General features: G+C 49.3%; 5 protein-coding genes. All 5 read left to right on the top strand.

The window, feature by feature from the left end; genetic code table 11:
- Positions 1-31 precede the first annotated feature (31 nt).
- The 5 genes from FPG75_RS04255 to FPG75_RS04275 are packed head-to-tail and all read left to right on the top strand — an operon-like array spanning position 32 to position 17,755.
- Positions 32-6,391: a DUF5977 domain-containing protein gene (locus tag FPG75_RS04255; RefSeq protein WP_143305303.1), complete on the top strand. Its 6,360-nt coding sequence runs from the start codon at positions 32-34 to the stop codon at positions 6,389-6,391.
- Between the two features lie 8 nt (positions 6,392-6,399).
- Positions 6,400-7,647, top strand: a complete 1,248-nt coding sequence (locus FPG75_RS04260) for a hypothetical protein (RefSeq protein WP_143305304.1) — start codon at positions 6,400-6,402, stop codon at positions 7,645-7,647.
- A 10-nt stretch (positions 7,648-7,657) separates the two neighbouring features.
- Positions 7,658-8,407 (top strand): hypothetical protein, encoded by a 750-nt coding sequence (locus FPG75_RS04265; RefSeq protein WP_143305305.1) that lies wholly within the window; start codon positions 7,658-7,660, stop codon positions 8,405-8,407.
- An 8-nt stretch (positions 8,408-8,415) separates the two neighbouring features.
- A complete protein-coding gene (locus FPG75_RS04270; protein WP_143305306.1) occupies positions 8,416-17,277 on the top strand; it encodes an RHS repeat-associated core domain-containing protein in 8,862 nt (2,953 codons plus the stop codon).
- Between the two features lie 16 nt (positions 17,278-17,293).
- Complete coding sequence (locus tag FPG75_RS04275; protein WP_143305307.1) at positions 17,294-17,755, top strand: hypothetical protein; 462 nt, start codon at positions 17,294-17,296, stop codon at positions 17,753-17,755.
- The last annotated feature ends 90 nt before the right edge of the window (positions 17,756-17,845 follow it).

Consider the following 17,845-nt stretch of genomic DNA (forward strand, 5'->3'; position numbering starts at 1 on the left):
TATTTTTACAAGCTCCCTATACAGATCAGATATGATATTGGCATTCGTTGAGAAAGGCAAGAAAGTGATCGCATATACGATGCTCTCGCTCATCTATTTCGAGAGTGTGATACCTGCCCATGCGATCGGCAGGCCCTTCGACCCGCACGTAATTGAAAGCAGTGCGCTGCACCCTTCCGCAGCAAAGCCGGCAGCAGCGCCACTTAGCGGCACTGCTGTGAAAAATATAGCCCGCCGCGGCGATCTCGGCGGCCCTACACAACCGGAGATGACGGGCTTCCACGCTTCCGGCAATGATAACATGGTAGATCTCTTCACCGGCGATTTTTCCTATACCATCCCGCTGATGGATGTGGGTGGATATCCCTTGACCTTAGGTTACAACAGCGGCGTATACGCCGACCAGGAAGCCAGCTGGGTAGGCCTCGGCTGGACACTCAACCCTGGCGCCATCAACAGGAACATGCGCGGCCTGCCCGATGATTTCAATGGTACAGACTCTATCAAAAAAGATATGTCTGTGAAGATGAACAAGACCGTTGGCGTTACAGTGGGCGCAGATCTTGAGATAGCAGGTATGCCGCAGGGAAGCAACTCTATCCTGAAATTTGGCGCAGGCGCCTCTTTGGGCGTATTCCACAACACCTACCGCGGATGGGGACTGGAAAACAGTTTGAATACCTCCATCGCTGCGGGTAGCAAAAGCATGGGCGCTTTTACCGGTGGTTTATCTCTCAATAACAACTCGCAGGAAGGATTTACCATATCTCCTTCCGTAGGTTTCAGATATACTGAACATGAAGCACTAGAAAAAGGTGGCTATAGCGGTAGCCTATCGATAGGTACTGCTTATAATTCACGTTCAGGGATGAAGGGACTGCAATTCTCTGCTGGCGTGAGGTTGACAGATGCGCAGATCAAAATGGACGACCGGACCTTACATATGCGTGGCCTGAGTATTCCGGCATCAGCAAGTATCTCTTTTGCACATCCCGGATATACTCCTACCATCACCATGCCTTTCACCAGCAGGCTAACCACCGTGAACTTCAGGGCCGGTGTGGAATTGGAGATCTTCACACCGAGTATTGCATTGGGTGGATATGTTACCAAGCAATACCTCGCGGATGCAGATAAACACATGTCTATTCCTGCTTATGGATATCTCAACTACCAGAACGGCATCAGGAATATCAATGCCCTGCTTGATTTCAACCGGGAAAAAGAAATCCCTTATCGCGAGTCACCGCCGGTGCCGCATATCGCCATTCCATCTTATACCTATGATATCTTCTCGATGTCGGGAGAGGGCACTGGTGGCATGTTCCGTGCGTTCAGGGGAGATATCGGTTATGTATTCGATCATCAGATGCAGACACGCGATGTATCTGACCGCTACAGCGGCGATGTGGCTTTTGGCTCTACTTTCCATGCGGGCGTTGATCTTACCTTCACGCACTCGGTTACACGCTCCGCTTTGTGGGAAGAACAGAACCCGCTGGCAAGAACGATCGCCTTCAGAAAATCTGACAGAAGCTTTGAAGCATCCTATTTTAAAAATCCGGGTGAGAAAACAGCAAACAACAAAGCCTTTTATGATGCGATCGGTGGCGATGCGCCAGTAACCGTACGCCTGTATCAACCCGATCGCAGCAGCCCAACGATCACCACCACCAACAAGCTGACGCCATATGCCAGCGGCTTGCCGGGCAACGACGTGACGCTCAACAGCCAGAATGTGGTGAAGCAGCAGCGCGATAAACGTACCCAGGTGATCTCTTACCTCACCGCCGCAGAAGCCAGCGAAGTGGGCTTGTCGAAATATATTGAAAGCTATGCATTGAACAGTTTCGGTATCAACCGCTGCAATGTACCAGTGCCCAGCGATGCCGGCAACAACCCCGTACACGGTTTGAATGCAAGTTATTATGCCAGTACCGACCTGAGTGGTCCGGTAATCATCAAGCGTATTGACCCGCAGTTAAATTTCAGCAGCAGCGGTAATAGTAATGTTACCTCATTTAACTATACCGGTGTGGACAGACCATTAGGCACCAATTTTTCCGCCCGCTGGACTGGCCGTTTCCTGGCGCCTGTTTCCGGGCAGTACGTTTTTTATTCTCTCTATGATGATGGATCAAGATTGACGATCAACGATAGTACTTTCCACGACAGAATGGTAGAAGATCCTAATTCAAGATATGATACCATGAACCTCGAAGCCGGCAAGCTCTATAACATCAGGATGGAATACTACAATGGTCCTGGCGACGCCACCATGAGGCTACAATGGAAGTATGGTAATATGACCGCCTTCGAACCCATGCCTACCAATGTGTTCTTTGCCTCGCCGGCAGTGGATTCCGCGCGAACGGATATCGTGATGCGGGAGCGACGCGTCAACGCTTTCAGAAAACCCAATCACATCTCTGAAATCGATGTGCTCAACGCAGACGGAAAAAGATATGTGTATGGTATCCCGGTATATAACCTGGAACAGAAAGAAAGTACTTTCTCTATACCGCAATCTTCCGGTGATGTTAACACCGGCCTGGCCACTTACACCGGCACAGACGATTCTTTCGGTAACACGAACGGACGTGATAACTATTACTCCGCCGAAACAATGCCGGCTTACGCGCATTCCTTCCTGCTTACCGGCATCTTATCTCCCGATTATGTAGATGTAACCGGCGACGGTATTACCGATGATGACGCAGGAGATGCCATCCGTTTCAATTATACGAAAGTTGCGGGCATCAACAATCCTTATAAATGGCGTACGCCTTACAGCAACAAAGCCAATTACAATGAAGGCCTCCGGACAGATAACCTGGACGATAAAGCCAGCTATGTATATGGCAAGAAAGAGCTGTGGTACCTGAACTCCGTAGAGTCCAAGAATATGATCGCGGTATTTACTTTGCAGGACCGTAGCGACTTACAGCAGATGGATTCTGCCGGCGTGAGATCGAATGGCAATGCTAAATGCCTGAAGCGGATCGACCTGTATACGAAAGCAGATTTTCTCAAGAACCCGGGCAAAACAACGCCTATAAAGACAGTCAACTTTGAATATACCTATGCGCTTTGTCCTGATCCCAACAATGGCAACGTTGGCAAACTGACCCTCTCAAAAGTATGGTTTACTTATAACGGCAGTACCAAAGGGAAAAGGAATGCGTATGTATTCAACTATAATGCTAACAATCCTGCTTATGGTTTCAGGAATTATGACCGTTGGGGTAACTATAAATCTGCCAGCGATAATCCTGGCGGCATCAGCAACCCGGATTTTCCTTATGCCCTGCAAGATAGCACCAAAGCGGCTTACAACGCCGCCGCCTGGACGCTGGATTCCATTGTTACGCCATCCGGGAGTCGTATCAAAGTGACTTATGAAAGTGATGATTATGCTTATGTGCAGAACAAGCGCGCCATGCAGATGTTCCGCATAGCGGGCTTCAGTAAAGACGTTCCGGCCACCCTCGCGGATGTGAAACAGGAATTGTATTATGCCGATATCACCGGCAACCGCGACTATCTCTATGTTTCCGTCAATGTGCCTTACCCGGTGGGCTCTGTGCAGGAGGTTTACAGCAGGTACCTGGAAGGCATCAATAACATGGCCTTCCGCCTGTATGTGCGGATGCCCGCCGATAAATACGGCAATGGCAGCGAGTTTGTGCCTTGCTATGGCAAGCCCGAAAAATGGGGCTATTACAATAATGGCAAAACCATCTGGATAAAATTGGTGAGCATCGATAAGAATGGCAAAGATGGTGGTGATTTCAGTCCGCTGGCCAAAGCGGCGCGACAGTTCCTGCGTCTCAACCTTCCTTCAAAAGCCTATCCGGGATCGGATGTAGGCGATAACCTCGACCTGGCAGATGGTGTGAAAATATTGGTGGGCATGGCGGACAATATCAAGAACGCGTTCCGCTCTTTCGATGAAAGCGCCCGTAGTAAAGGGTGGGCAAAAAGTATCGACACCATGCGTTCTTTCGTTCGTCTTACTAATCCCTACCTGAAAAAGTATGGCGGCGGTTTGCGTGTGAAGCGTGTGGCCATCTGGGATCACTGGAATGCGATGAGCGGACAGAAAGAATCGATGTATGGCCAGGAATATCAATACACCACCACCAAAAATATTAATGGTAATGATGTAGAGATCAGTAGCGGCGTGGCGAGCTATGAGCCTATCCTCGGGGGAGAAGAAAATCCTTTCCGGGTGCCTATCTCCTACACAGAACAGGTGGCGGCACTCGCGCCCGTTACATTGGGATATTCCGAAGAACCGCTGGGAGAGGGCTTCTTCCCCGCGCCTTCTGTAGGTTATAGTAAAGTAAGGGTGCGCTCTGTTAATACCAAGAACACGCGCTCTGCCAATGGTTTCAACGAAACCCGTTTCTATACGACCTATGATTTCCCTACTATCACTGACAGAACCACGCTGGACCCTGATACCAAAAAACGTTTCAAACCAGCGCTGGATGCGTTTCTGAAGATCAACGCCAGGCATTATATCGGCGTATCGCAAGGCTTCAAGATAGAGCTGAACGATATGAACGGAAAGGTGCGCTCACAAGCTGCCTATCCTGAAACCGATTCAAAAAACTGGACCACCTATACAGAGAACTTTTATAGAGTGGATGATCAGAACGCTACTTTCAAACACGTGAAGAATGATGTGCTGACGATCAATCCGAAAGGAGAGATCGACGCGAAAGCCGTGATCGGGAAAGATATTGAGCTGATGACAGATATGCGTGAAGAGCGTTCTGTTACCAATGGTTATGATATTGCGATCAATACAGATTTCTTCACGGTCGGCCCCTGGCCTTTCCTGATACCTTCCCTGCTGAATATCGCGCAGCGTGAGGATAATATTTTCCGCTCGGTAGCCGCTACCAAATTGATCAACCGTCATGGTATCCTGGATAGCGTAGTGGTGATCGACAAAGGCAGCAAAGTAGTAACCCGCAACCTGCTCTATGATGCAGAAACCGGCGATCCGGTATTGACCAGCACACAAAACGAATACAACGACCCCATATTTAATTTCACCTATCCGGCAGGCTGGGTGTATGATGGCATGAGCGGCGCTTACAAGAATATCAACGTCACCATTGATCATCTTGATTTCCGTGGTGGCAAGATTGTGAAAGGACTCACGTCCACGGATACACTGACTAACTATTTCAGTCCCGGCGATGAACTGCTTGTATATACCAAGCCTAAAGTAGGCGGCACGGATTGCAATCCGCTGATCGCTACTTTCCCATCCACCGGTAAAATATGGACCATGGATGCGAAGATGATGCAGAACACCACACCTGACATCTACTTCCTGACGAAAGACGGCGACCCCTATAGCGGCAATGATGTGTCTTTAAAGATCATCCGTTCCGGCAGAAGGAATATCGCCGCTACAGGAGGTAGTGTTACCATGCTGGTGAATCCGCTGGTACAGGATGCCAATGGTAACTACACCTTTGTGATCAACAACAATAGTAAAGTGATCACTGCGGCCGCCAACGAGTTCAAACAAAACTGGAAAGTAAAAGATAAACGTAAACGGGTAGTGATTCCAGGCCTCGTGCCGAATGATGAGCTGGCGCGGTATTATACCCGTAATAACTGTACTGGCGGCACCTTTGGCAGTCCGGTACTGTTTAAAGTGAATGCTGCCACTTTCTTCGGGCCGGATAAAGATTCTGCTAACAGGATGGCATTGACTTACCTGGATACTAACGGTCAGGCATATGCAAATACGAATGGGCAATGTTTGTACGGGAATAATCCCAAGAGCGGCACATTTACCAAGAATGATTGCGGAGGTGCCCCCGGTTCCAGCGTAACTTATTCCGTACCACAGAATAAATATTTTGCTGCTACGCAAGCTGCTGCTGATTCATTGGCGCAAGCTGAAGTGGATAGTATGGGCCAGAGCTATGCAAACAGAGTGGGTACCTGTGGCGGATTCTATGCGAAGTTTACAGTGACGCAGGATAGTACGACGATAGATACCTATAAAGATAGTAATGATAAGATAATAGAGACAGATAAGACAACATTCAGCAGCGTAAGGATTTATTTCTTTAAAGATGCTGCATGTACTATCCCGTTGAGCGTTACAGGGGTGCCTGTACAGCTGAAGTTTACGGAAACGAATTCTGGAAGCGGGAAATATGCTTCAACTGATCCCACTCCTTACATATATACTCAGAACTTTAATTGTAATGGTAGTACAGTGGTATTATTACCAGCTACTGTTACTGGTTCAGAGAGGCATGAACTGGGAGGCCCTCTGACCAGTGAAACAAATGACTATTTGTGGCGAACGGTTACAATTGAGTTGCTTCCTAATTCATTGTTTACCGTTAAATAATTCGACTTATGACGATCAGAAGTAAAATGATAATGATTCTCTTGCTGGTTGCAGTACAGTTTGCAGTAGCGAGCAAGCGTGGAACAGCAACGGTAGTAAGCAGCAGTTTTGCATCCCCCGACACTTCCGGCGGTTGCTACAGCGCTATCACAGAATCGAACGTAAACCCTTACGTATACAGCATTGCAGGCAACTGGCGCGTATCGCGTACCTATACCTACTACAGCACGCGCGCAGAAGGAGATACCATCTCCAATCTGAACAACAGTACCAACATCCGCCAGTATGGCGCCTTTCCAACGTTCGTGCCCTTCTGGACACGGCAGGGAAACAGTTGGCAGGGATCAACAGATACCACCAAATGGGTATGGAATGCGGAGTCTACACTATTCAATACAAAAGGCTTCGAGCTGGAGAATAGAGACCCGCTGGGCCGTTACAATGCCGGACTGTATGGCTATGACAATGCCCTGCCCATTGCCGTGATACAGAATAGCCGTTACCGTGAGTCCCTCTTTGAAGGCTTTGAAGATTACGACTTCGGCAACAATAACTGCGATACATCCTGCTCCAATACCCGGGGATTTGACTTCTCACCCTTCAGGTCGAATTTCGATACCACCGCGCATACCGGCCGTTACAGCCTGCGCGTGAGTGGCGGCAGCAGCGTGGCCGTGAGTACATTCCTTACGCCCACGGACGATCCGTCGTTTTCGTTCACCATCAATAAACAATTGAGTACCTGTACAACAGACTCTTTATTGAAGACGATACAATCCGATGCCCGCACATTGCTGCCTTCTTTTTCTCCGATCAATGGCAGCAGGTTGCTCGTGAGTGCATGGGTGAAAGAAGACCAGGATTGCAAATGCATCTCTTATACAAAAAATTCATTGACAGTAACCGCCGGCAATAATACCGTGGCTGCCACGCTGAAAGGCTCCATCATCGACGGCTGGCAGCGCTACGAGGCCATCGTAGACGTTCCTGCCAGCGGCAGTGTCTTCACCATCACCATGCAGGCAAACGGTACCAACGTTTTCTTCGACGATATCCGCGTGCATCCTTTCAATGGCAATATGAAGTCGTTCGTATACGATCCTGTGTCATTAAGGCTGATGGCGGAACTGGATGAAAACAATTACGCCACCTTCTATGAATATGATGATGAGGGCACCTTGATCCGCGTGAAGAAAGAAACAGAAAGAGGCATCAAAACCATTCGCGAAACACGCAGCGCATTGTTAAAAGAATAGTATCGTGAGTATGAAGAGAACATTATTTTTCCTGGTCATTTACGCCCTTACGCCCTGGATCGTATCGGCGCAAAACAGCGATGACCGGTCATTGCAGCAGGCCGGCCAACTGTTGATCAAACTACAGCAACATATATTGGCTACGCCGCAATCGTTCGATATGCGCTATACCTACGCTAACGAACACACGCCCGCCATCCTGCTTGATTCGCTGGAAGGTAAGATGACGGTGGCCGGAAAGTACTACCGTTGCCTGATCCGCAATACAGAAACGATCCGGAATGATCACTATCATATTATCGTCTTCCACGACGACCGCCTGATATACCTCAGCGTGCCGCCAGCCATTGATACAGCTGCCATGCAGCCTTTGCAAATGCTGGAGAAGATGATGAAGCAACAACATATCGAGCGTTGCGAGATCGCCCGCAAAGGCCCGCAACAGACGATCCGGTTTATCTTCCCGAAAGATCAATTGTGTAAACGCATGGAGATGACGGTAGATACTGCTTCCTGGCAGATAAAAGATTTTACGTCGATCGTTAAAACCAGCACGCTGGTTGATGAGCAGGTGACGCTGGACAAGAGCTATGATGAGTATGCCATAGTGAAAACTACGTTCTCTCATTACGCGGCAGTGGCGCCATCAGCGCAGCTATTCGATGCAAGCAATTTCTTTTACAAAAGTGGAAAGGAATACAAGCCAGCAGCGGCCTTTCCCGATTATAAAATATTTATAGGTTCACCCCAATTACAATAATGCTATTTATGATACCTATACCGAAAAGATTAACTGTATGGCTGATAGCAACTTTGCTCATGATCATGGGCCAACAGGCCATGGCGCAAACCGGAATAACGGTGCGGAAATCGCTCGATGGCGGCCAGAATGCGCTGGTGGCCAATGCTGCTATTACCGTACGTGACAGCGCCTATTTCAGTACTACCGACAAAAGCAAACTGGATACGCCCTACCAGGTGCGCAATGTGATCTCCTTCAAAGTGAATGAGTCTGATACTGTGATGCCGCCATCGTCCTTTACGGCGAGCATTAATGTGTTGCTCACCTATAACTACTTTGACGCTACCAACGTGCAGCGCCAGGACACCATGATACAGGTCTTGTCCGTGAACTATGACTCCACCAAGCCCTATCAGTCAAGGGCTTCATTTGCCTTTAGCGGCTGCCGGCAAGTGACCGCACAGGTGTTGTCGATCACCGTATCCAACCCGGCCGCCATGAGAGCGCTGATACTCGATAATGAAATGACCATCCTGCCGGTATATAAACTGGATCGTGTAGCCGATGCCGTTAAGAACCTTCGTTTTGCCAGCGTTACCACCAATCCTTTCGATAAGCTGACTGTCAATTGGGACGCTGTAACTGGCGCTGATGAATACGATCTCGAATGGACCTATATCGATTCCACCGCCCTGGGCCGCTATGGCAGCCCTTTGAACCAGGTATTGCTCTTCCGTAACAACGCCACCCGCGTAACTGTGAAAGGCAATACCTATGATATCCCGATGTTGTATGACGATAGCGGCTTTCTCTTCATCCGTGTGCGCGCTGTACAGGCCAAAGGCCCCAAGGCGCGCTGGGCCACTATCTGGAGCTCGGAAGCGGCGGGCGCTGCGCCAGTATCTTTCTCTTACGCCGGTCATGAACGGATGCTTAACTGGCAATCATCTGTGAGCTTCGCGGAAGAAGGCAAGCGCAAAGCCGTGATACAATATTTTGATGGCAGCCTGCGCAGCCGGCAAACCGTTACCAAAGATAATGTGACCAATACGGCCATCGTTGCAGAAACGTATTACGATTACCAGGGGCGACCGGCGATACAGGTATTGCCTGCGCCATCGCTCAGTTCTATCATCAGGTATTCCCGCAACTTCAACACCGGCGCCAACAGCGCGGAGTATGACCGTAACCGTTATGACCGCCTGCCCAGCACACCGGATTCTATCCTGAAGATGAGCGCCGATTCTATGAGCGTGTTCAGTGGCGCAGCGCAATATTATTCTGCGGCCAATCCATCCAGCGGCGCAGGAGCGGACCGTTTCATTCCGGACGCACAAGGCTATGCCTTTACCGAAACGGAATACACACAGGATAATACCGGCCGTATCAGCCGTCAGAGCGGCGTTGGGGCGAACTATAAACTTGGCAGCGGACAGGAAACGAAATACACTTACGGCGCTGCTAAACAAAATGAGCTGGATGCCATCTTCGGTACCGAAGCGGGCGATGAAACGCACTATTTCAAAAATACGGTGCAGGATGCCAATGGTCAGCTGTCTGTAAGTTATGTGGATATGCACGGCAGAACCATCGCTACCGCGCTGGCAGGCTCTCCGGACAATGGCAGTCTTACAGACCTTACCAATAAGAACAGTGTAACGGTAACGGATACACTCTCCGGCGTCACCGATAACATGGTGCAGGATCTGGTGATGACCATCAAGAAAACGCAGCAGGTAGAAGCCCGTGGCGATTATCTGTTCAGTTATTCATTGGTACCGCCGGTATTGCAGAAGAAAGATTGTAACAACAATAATATTTGTTATGTAGGTAAATATGAGCTGGAGATAAAGATCACTGATGATGCCTACAATCAGCGGCTGGCGGGCAAGTTCCCGACGGATACTATCATCCGGAACTTCAGCAGCCCTGCGGCGGTGATCCCCGACTGTACTGCACCACAGCCGATCCAGGTGAGCTTTACACTGAACCTGCCCAAAGGTAATTACGAGATCACCAAAACGCTGCGCATCAGTCGCGAAGCGATGGATACCTATCGCGACAGCTTCTACCTGAAAAGTAATCTTTGTACAACACTCGCACAGTTTGTACAGCAGCGGGCTAACGTATACGGCAATACGAATTGCGCACCGGATTGCGCTTCCTGCCTGGCCAGGATCGGCAGTTATCAGTCCTTCCAGGATAGTTATATTGCTGCTGCTGGTATTGCTCCCGCTGATTCTTCCAGTTATCGTGGCCAGATATTGAAAGCCTATAATGATGCAGTAGACGCCTGCAATGCGCTTTGCAAGAAAAGCAATACGGCAGACGATATCCGCAAAACCATGCTGATGGATATTTCAGCGCCTTCAGGTCAGTACGCAAAGGTGGCAGATAGCGCTTACAAGTATTCCATCTTCTTCAATAACAAAGGAAATACTCTCCCGGCGTTCCGCAATAGCAGTATCACTTATCTGAATGCTGCCGGTCAGCCAGACCAGGTATATGATGAAAATTCAGGTACTTATGTACTGCCTCAGAACCTGCAACCCAAGCAGTTTTCGGACAAGTTCAATCCGGCCTGGGCCAATGCCTTGTTGCCTTACCATCCGGAATACCAGCGCTTGCTGGCATACGAATCCTACAAGCCCAGTTATAACTACGACCTGCAGATGCAGGCGATAGATAATTTCAACGATGCCAGTGCAGCAGGGTTCCTGAACCCTTTGGGCGACGCCAATGATCCGTACCCCATCAACCTGCAGGATTCGATGATCAATCTGTCGACTACTTTCAAGAGCAACATCGCTGGCAAATTGAGCAACTACCGCAACAGCGGCCGTTCTATATGGGCCATCGCGATGATGAGCGTGCTTTGCCCGAATGGCGGTAACAGCTGCGCTGCCAATTATGCGAGTCAATATCCCGGTATTAATACCAGTACTATCTGTAATGGCGACCTGAATATGATCTGGCGCGCCTTCCGTGAGTTATACTTACAAGCCAAGCGCGATTACGTTCAAACCCTGATCATGTCGGTGCCAGGCCCTTCTCCCAGCGATACGGTGGGGGGCAAACAGCTGATATTTATGAATACAGATGTTGCGCTCAACAATTATGGCCTTGGCAATCCCGCGAGCATACCTTCGCAAGCACAAGCGCAGGCCCAGGGTAATGATAGTATCAATAAATGGGTAGATGCCAACTGTCGCGCGAATGTAGATAACTGGAAACGTCAGTTGTCTGCCTGCACCAATTATAGTGATGCTGCGTTGACAGAGATCACCAATGCCTTGCTGGCGGTATGTAAAGATGGTGGAGATATAGATCATCTCTATGGCGCCAGTACGGTGAAGCCCTCCAGTACAGCCACTTTGCGGTCTTTCGAAGATGTGATCAGGGATTACAATAGCCGCAACGGGATTGCACTGAGCGCGCAATGTAATCCGCTGCTGGTGAACATGCCGGCGCCGTACGACAAACAACCAGCGTTGGCGGACAAGATGATCATCTCCAAACCCGCTCCCTGTGAGTGCGAGCGTTTGAGTAATTTGAAACTGGAGTTTAATAATTATCGTCAACCCGCGGATGTCAATCTCTCTGCCTACCTGTTGCGTACGCGTCAGCTGGTGATCACGCAAAGCCTGCTGGACAGCCTGTCCAGCGCTTGCACGCCCGGCTCCGGATGTACTTTCCAGGAAAGAGCGATCACGCTGCCGGCGGCCCTGCAATGCAATGCCACCAGCAGTTGCGCTACCTGCGCCACCGTGACTACCTCCTATAACAATTATGTTGCTGCTTACCCGGGCATGCTGCCTGCAAAGATCGATACCACCGATGCGCAACATGTGAATAACCGTTTGTTTGCTACCTACATGAACAACAGGCTGGGGCTGGGCAAAGAAGCCTGGCAATATCTTGCGTTCATGGACAGTTGCACGCGTGTAGGATATGATTCTGTTTCTGTATGTAATTCAGTGCAGACTTACACCTATTTCACGGGCGCCGGCGGCGGCGCTACCTTCATGGCTGCCCGTGCGCAAATGGCTACACTGGCGGGAACGCCGGCATCCAACTACATTTCCAACGCTGGCATGACTATCACGGATATGCGCCTTACCAAAGATAAAGGCTATATCATCGCCGGCGCAAAAATGGATGGTTCTCTCTACAAGCAAGCGTATGTGATCAAGACCGATGCGGCAGGTTATGTGCAGTGGGCAAAAGTTTATGATGGTGGTAGCGGTCAGGAGATCTTTACGAAGATCAAAGAAACGACGGATGGCGGATATATCGCTATCGGTAACACCACTTCGTATTCGGCTGTGGGCGCCTCTTCGCAGGCGGGCATGATCGCGAAGCTGGATCGTGGTGGTAATGTAACCTGGAGCAAGTCGATCAGCGCTGGTACTACCAATGGGGAAGATGGCCGTGATGTGATCCAGCTGAGCAATGGCAACTATGCCTTCTGTGGAGATTATAACGTGGCTGCCGGTACGGCCGACTGGATGGTGGGCGTGCTCAAATCCAATGGCGATTACCTGTGGACCAAGCAACTGGGCGAGCCAGGCAATGCAGAACTGGTATATCATGTTGTAGAGAATAACGATACGCTGGTGGTGGCGGGCCTGGTAGTAGGGCAGTCGTATTATATCCCTGGCGTGATGAAGCTGGACCGCAATACCGGCGTCACGTATCAGAAAAACAAGTATACACGCGTCAGCGGAGATCGTAAGCATGATATCACCGGTCTGTTCAAAACGGCCACTGGCTATCGTATCACGGTGATGCAATCAGATAACTGGGGCAGCTACAATGGCGACGCCGCTTACCTGGATATCAACAATGCCGGCGCTGCTACTGCCGGTTATCAATTGACGAAAGGCGGCAGTGGTAACACCTATGGCCTCGCCTCGTTCTATGCGCCTGATGGCAGCATGTACCTGTCGCCATCTTTTGACATTACCACCCAGTCTTATTTTCTTTATAAGATCAACGCCAATAACACAATAGCCTGGGCCAACCAGATCAACACTGCCTATGGCAGCGGCAACAGCATCGCGCGTATGGCCCTGAACGACGACAATACGATAGAGGCTGCGGGCCTCACTTTCAACCGTGGCGGCCTTTTCCACTTTGGTGTAAATGGCGCCAGCGGTTGTACAGATGTTCCTTTGTCGGTCACCAATAATGTAGACAGCTACATGGATGCGGGGGCTTTTGCTTCCAGCTTTGTAGACCAGCCCATCGGCGTGGTGACGGCAGATTTCAAACTGGATGTGCAAGACAGTATTCCTTATGCCGGCAGTGAAAGCTGTGCGATCGGCACTTGTCGGTATTCCTATCGCGGGCCACTGCTTTGCAGCAGCAATACGGTGTTTGAGTCAACAGATCCGAATGTGATCAATAACTGTTCTGATAATCCCTTCTTCGCAGCCAACGCCGGTAATGCGATGTACAATGCTTACCGCGATTCGCTGATCGGTTCCTTCAACCAGGATTATGTGAACAGTTGCCTGCAAGCGGCTGCCAGGGAGAGTTTCACGCTCACGCACCAGTTAAGCGAATATCAATACACGCTCTACTACTATGATCAGGCGGGCAACCTGGTGAGAACGGTTCCTCCTGCCGGCGTGGTGGTGAATCGCTCCAAAGCCTGGCTGGATGGCGTGAAAGCCGCCAGGGCAGCCGGTCAGGTACAAACGCCGGCGCATACGATGTCGACGGTATACCGCTATAATACGCTCAACCAGGTGGTGACACAGTTATCGCCTGATGGCGGCAAGAGCCGCTTCTGGTATGACCGTCTGGGCCGGTTGGCGATCTCGCAGAATGCCAGACAGGCGCTTACTAACGCTTACAGCTATACGTTGTATGATGCCCTGGGAAGGATCACAGAGGTGGGAGAGATCAGCAGCAGCACTGCGATGTCTGATGCGATCAGCCGCGATGCCACTGCCTTGCAGACCTGGATCAACAATGCCGGCAACTCACGTGCCCAGATTACACGCACCGTCTACGATGCAGCCAACTGGCCGGTAGGCGGCGGCATGCAGGTGGGTAACAATGTCCGTAACCGCGTGGCCTATAGCGCTGTATACGACAAGGTGGCCGATACGGCTACGGGCAGCTATGCCAGCGCTACGTTTTACAGTTATGACATCCATGGTAATGTGGATACCCTGCTGCAAGACTATAAGAAAGGCGGTATGGCTGATAACTCCAACCGTTTGAAGAAGATCACTTATGACTATGATCTGATCAGCGGTAAGGTGAACGTGGTGTCTTATCAGTCCGGCCAAAGAGATGCGGTCTATCATCGCTATACTTATGACGCAGAGAATCGCATCACCAACGTGGAAACGAGCCGTGACAGCATCTACTGGGAAAATGATGCCTATTACCAGTATTACAAACATGGCCCGCTATCGCGTGCAGTGATTGGTCAGCAGAAAGTACAGGGTCTCGATTACGCCTATACGCTGCAAGGCTGGCTGAAAGGCGTGAACAGCACCACCGCCACTGCCGCTTACGATATGGGCAGCGACGGGCAATCCAAATCATCTGCTGCCACCGACGCTTTCGGTTATGCGCTGCATTACAATAACAGCGACTATCAGTCGATCAACACCGGAGTGAAGCCCTTTGCCAGCGCCTCGGTATCAGCAGGTTTCAAGCCGCTGTATAACGGCAACATCGCCGCGATGAGCATGCAGCTGCCAAAAGTAGGGGAGCCGCTGTTATATACCTATGGCTATGATGCGCTCAACCGCATCATCGCGATGGATGCCAACCGTACCTTCAACGCATCCACCAACACCTGGACGCCCACGGCCATCAATGATTTCAAAGAACGGGTATCTTATGATGCCAATGGCAATATACTTTCGTATAACCGTAACGGTAATAACACCTTTGCCGGCAAGCCTTTGGGCATGGATAGTCTCACCTATAACTATGCCGCCGGTAAAAACCGGCTGGACTATATCAGAGACGTTGTCGCCGCCACCAACTATGGCAATGACATCGATAACCAATCGCCCGGCAACTACCGTTACGACAGCATCGGCAATATGACCAGCGATGTAGCCAACGGCGTCGACAGCATCTACTGGACGGTGTACGGCAAGATCAGCAGGATCAAGAAGAGCAATGGCACTACGATCGACTATACCTACGATGTAGCGGGTAACCGCATCAGCAAGAACGTGAGCGGCGTACAGACCTGGTATGTACGGGATGCCAGCGGCAACGTGATGAGCGTATACACCCTCAAAGATCCCGCCGTCAACAATGGCCTGCCGATGCAGACAGAAGCCCACCTGTATGGCAGCAACCGCCTGGGTATGAGCACCTTGCCAGTGCTATCTGATGGCTCTGCGGTACCATCTGTAACAAGAAATGGTATTCAAAAAGGAATTAATGTTACATTTACGAGAGGTAACAAGCTCTTTGAATTAAGCAACCACCTGGGCAACGTGCTGGCTACGGTCTCCGACCGCAGAACGGCCATATCCCTGGACGGTACCAACATCGACCACTATGAGCCGGTGATCACCAGCGCGCAGGAATACTATCCCTTTGGTTCCCTGATGCCAGGCCGCGGCGGGCATCTCAGCCCGGGAGGCTGGTCTTCGGGCAGCACTATCGTGAACGGTTATACGCTGCCTGAATCACTGACGGTATCTCAACGTAGTAGTAATCAGCCATCGGAGTATGTAGCCACTACCACTATTGATTTTACTACTGGCTTTGATAGCAATGCTGGCGATAACTTTGATGCGTACCTTGCAGATGGGAGCTATGCCGGCGGAAGCAGTGGCGCGGGGAGTGTGGCGAATAGCGGAGGCGGTTATAGGTATGGGTTTAATGGGAAGGAGAATGATGGGGAGGTGAAAGGAGAGGGGAATGAGCAGGATTATGGAAAACGTGTTTATGATACTCGTATTGGCAAGTTCCTTAGTACTGATCCGCTTCAAGCTAAATACCCTAATCTGACACCATATCAATTTGCATCTAATAGCCCTGTAGCTTTTATAGATGTTGACGGGTTAGAGAAATACCACTACACATTGACATTCGGAGAGCAGGGAGAATCTAAGATTCAATTTAGTAATACAGAACATTTTTCTGAATGGCAATGGAAGCCCAAGTCTGGTGGTACAATGCTCGGTTTCCAACTGTGGGAGAAAGTAGAAGATCCTCGGAAGGAATATATAGTCGAATATTCATTCCCGGATTACTTGGTGGTTGGCGTTGCAGCTGAACCAGTTACTACTATATATAAAGCAACGTTTAAAAGCGAGAAGGAAGCACTAAACGTTAAAATGACCGACTTTGAAGGAGAAGAGAGGAAAGCTGAGTTTGCAAAAGGTTTGATGGCAGGAGTAGACATGCCAGGTATTCCGGTTAGGCGTACTAGATTAACTCCCCGTACTTCCGTTGAAAGGAATACCTCTTCAATTCACTCCGGTAACCCAATTGCTGGAGAGCCTGCACGTACTAAGTCAAACTATGCAAATTATGGTAGTGAATTTATTGGAGAAGGCACAAGGTCAGAACCAATTGCACGCGTAGGGCACACGACGGAATGGGCGCAGATGACAGCAGCAGAGCGAAAGGCTTTTCAGCATAGTTATAGTCGTCATGCAGCAGAACTTGGATTGCCCAATTGGCGTCAAACTGAAGCAGCTAGTATGCAAAGGCAGTTTAATAAAAAAGTTAGCGAGATTAGGGCTGCTGGGGCTAACAATTTCTTTCATTCTTACGAGTTAGTAAATGGTAGGAGGGAGATGGTTAGTAGAACCGAGCCGGTGATAAATGGAGAACATTATTATTATTACGAAACCTTAAGCGGTAAATTTATAAGTGCAGGAAGAATGCCTTAGTTAATAATTTTATCATATGCCACAGTTTATTGATAGTTATTTTTTGATTGATACCAGAGAGAAGGATCAAATTTTTAAAGTTGTGAATACATTTGTTCCTGAGTGGGAAAAGACGGCAGATGATTTTCCTATTCCTCTATATTCTGAAGAGCCTACTAGAATATTTGAATCAGTCGATGAATTATTTACTTATTTGGAAACTCATAAGAATGAGGTTTATTCCATTTATTTAAAGAACTTAAATGAAGTTGATGCAATTAGGTATATAATGATATTTTATACAGATGATGGGAAAGCTATAGTGGGCTTTTCTACTCCAGGAAGAGTTGTAGAAAGTGAAACTGCAATCTCTTTATATAAAACTTTGAAACATTTTTTGAATGCTGAAATTAGCTGTATGACTATAGAGGAATCGCCACCTGATAATTCAGTCGAATTTGAACTCTTTTGTAAGGAGAGATTTGTACCTGACCTATAAACAATAAACCTCACCACTGGTGGGGTTTATTGTTTATACGCAGCTCTTGTTTTAGCATCCTGGATTTTTCTTAGGGCCTGGTTCATTTAC

The organism is Chitinophaga vietnamensis (assembly GCF_902167635.1).
Taxonomy (GTDB): Bacteria; Bacteroidota; Bacteroidia; order Chitinophagales; family Chitinophagaceae; genus Chitinophaga; species Chitinophaga vietnamensis.

Bases quoted from the DNA above. Each gene is read 5' to 3' on its own strand.
- FPG75_RS04265 (WP_143305305.1), top strand. From the start codon at position 7,658: ATGAAGAGAACATTATTTTTCCTGGTCATTTACGCCCTTACGCCCTGG.
- FPG75_RS04270 (WP_143305306.1), top strand. From the start codon at position 8,416: ATGATACCTATACCGAAAAGATTAACTGTATGGCTGATAGCAACTTTG.
- FPG75_RS04260 (WP_143305304.1), top strand. From the start codon at position 6,400: ATGACGATCAGAAGTAAAATGATAATGATTCTCTTGCTGGTTGCAGTA.
- FPG75_RS04255 (WP_143305303.1), top strand. From the start codon at position 32: ATGATATTGGCATTCGTTGAGAAAGGCAAGAAAGTGATCGCATATACG.
- FPG75_RS04275 (WP_143305307.1), top strand. From the start codon at position 17,294: ATGCCACAGTTTATTGATAGTTATTTTTTGATTGATACCAGAGAGAAG.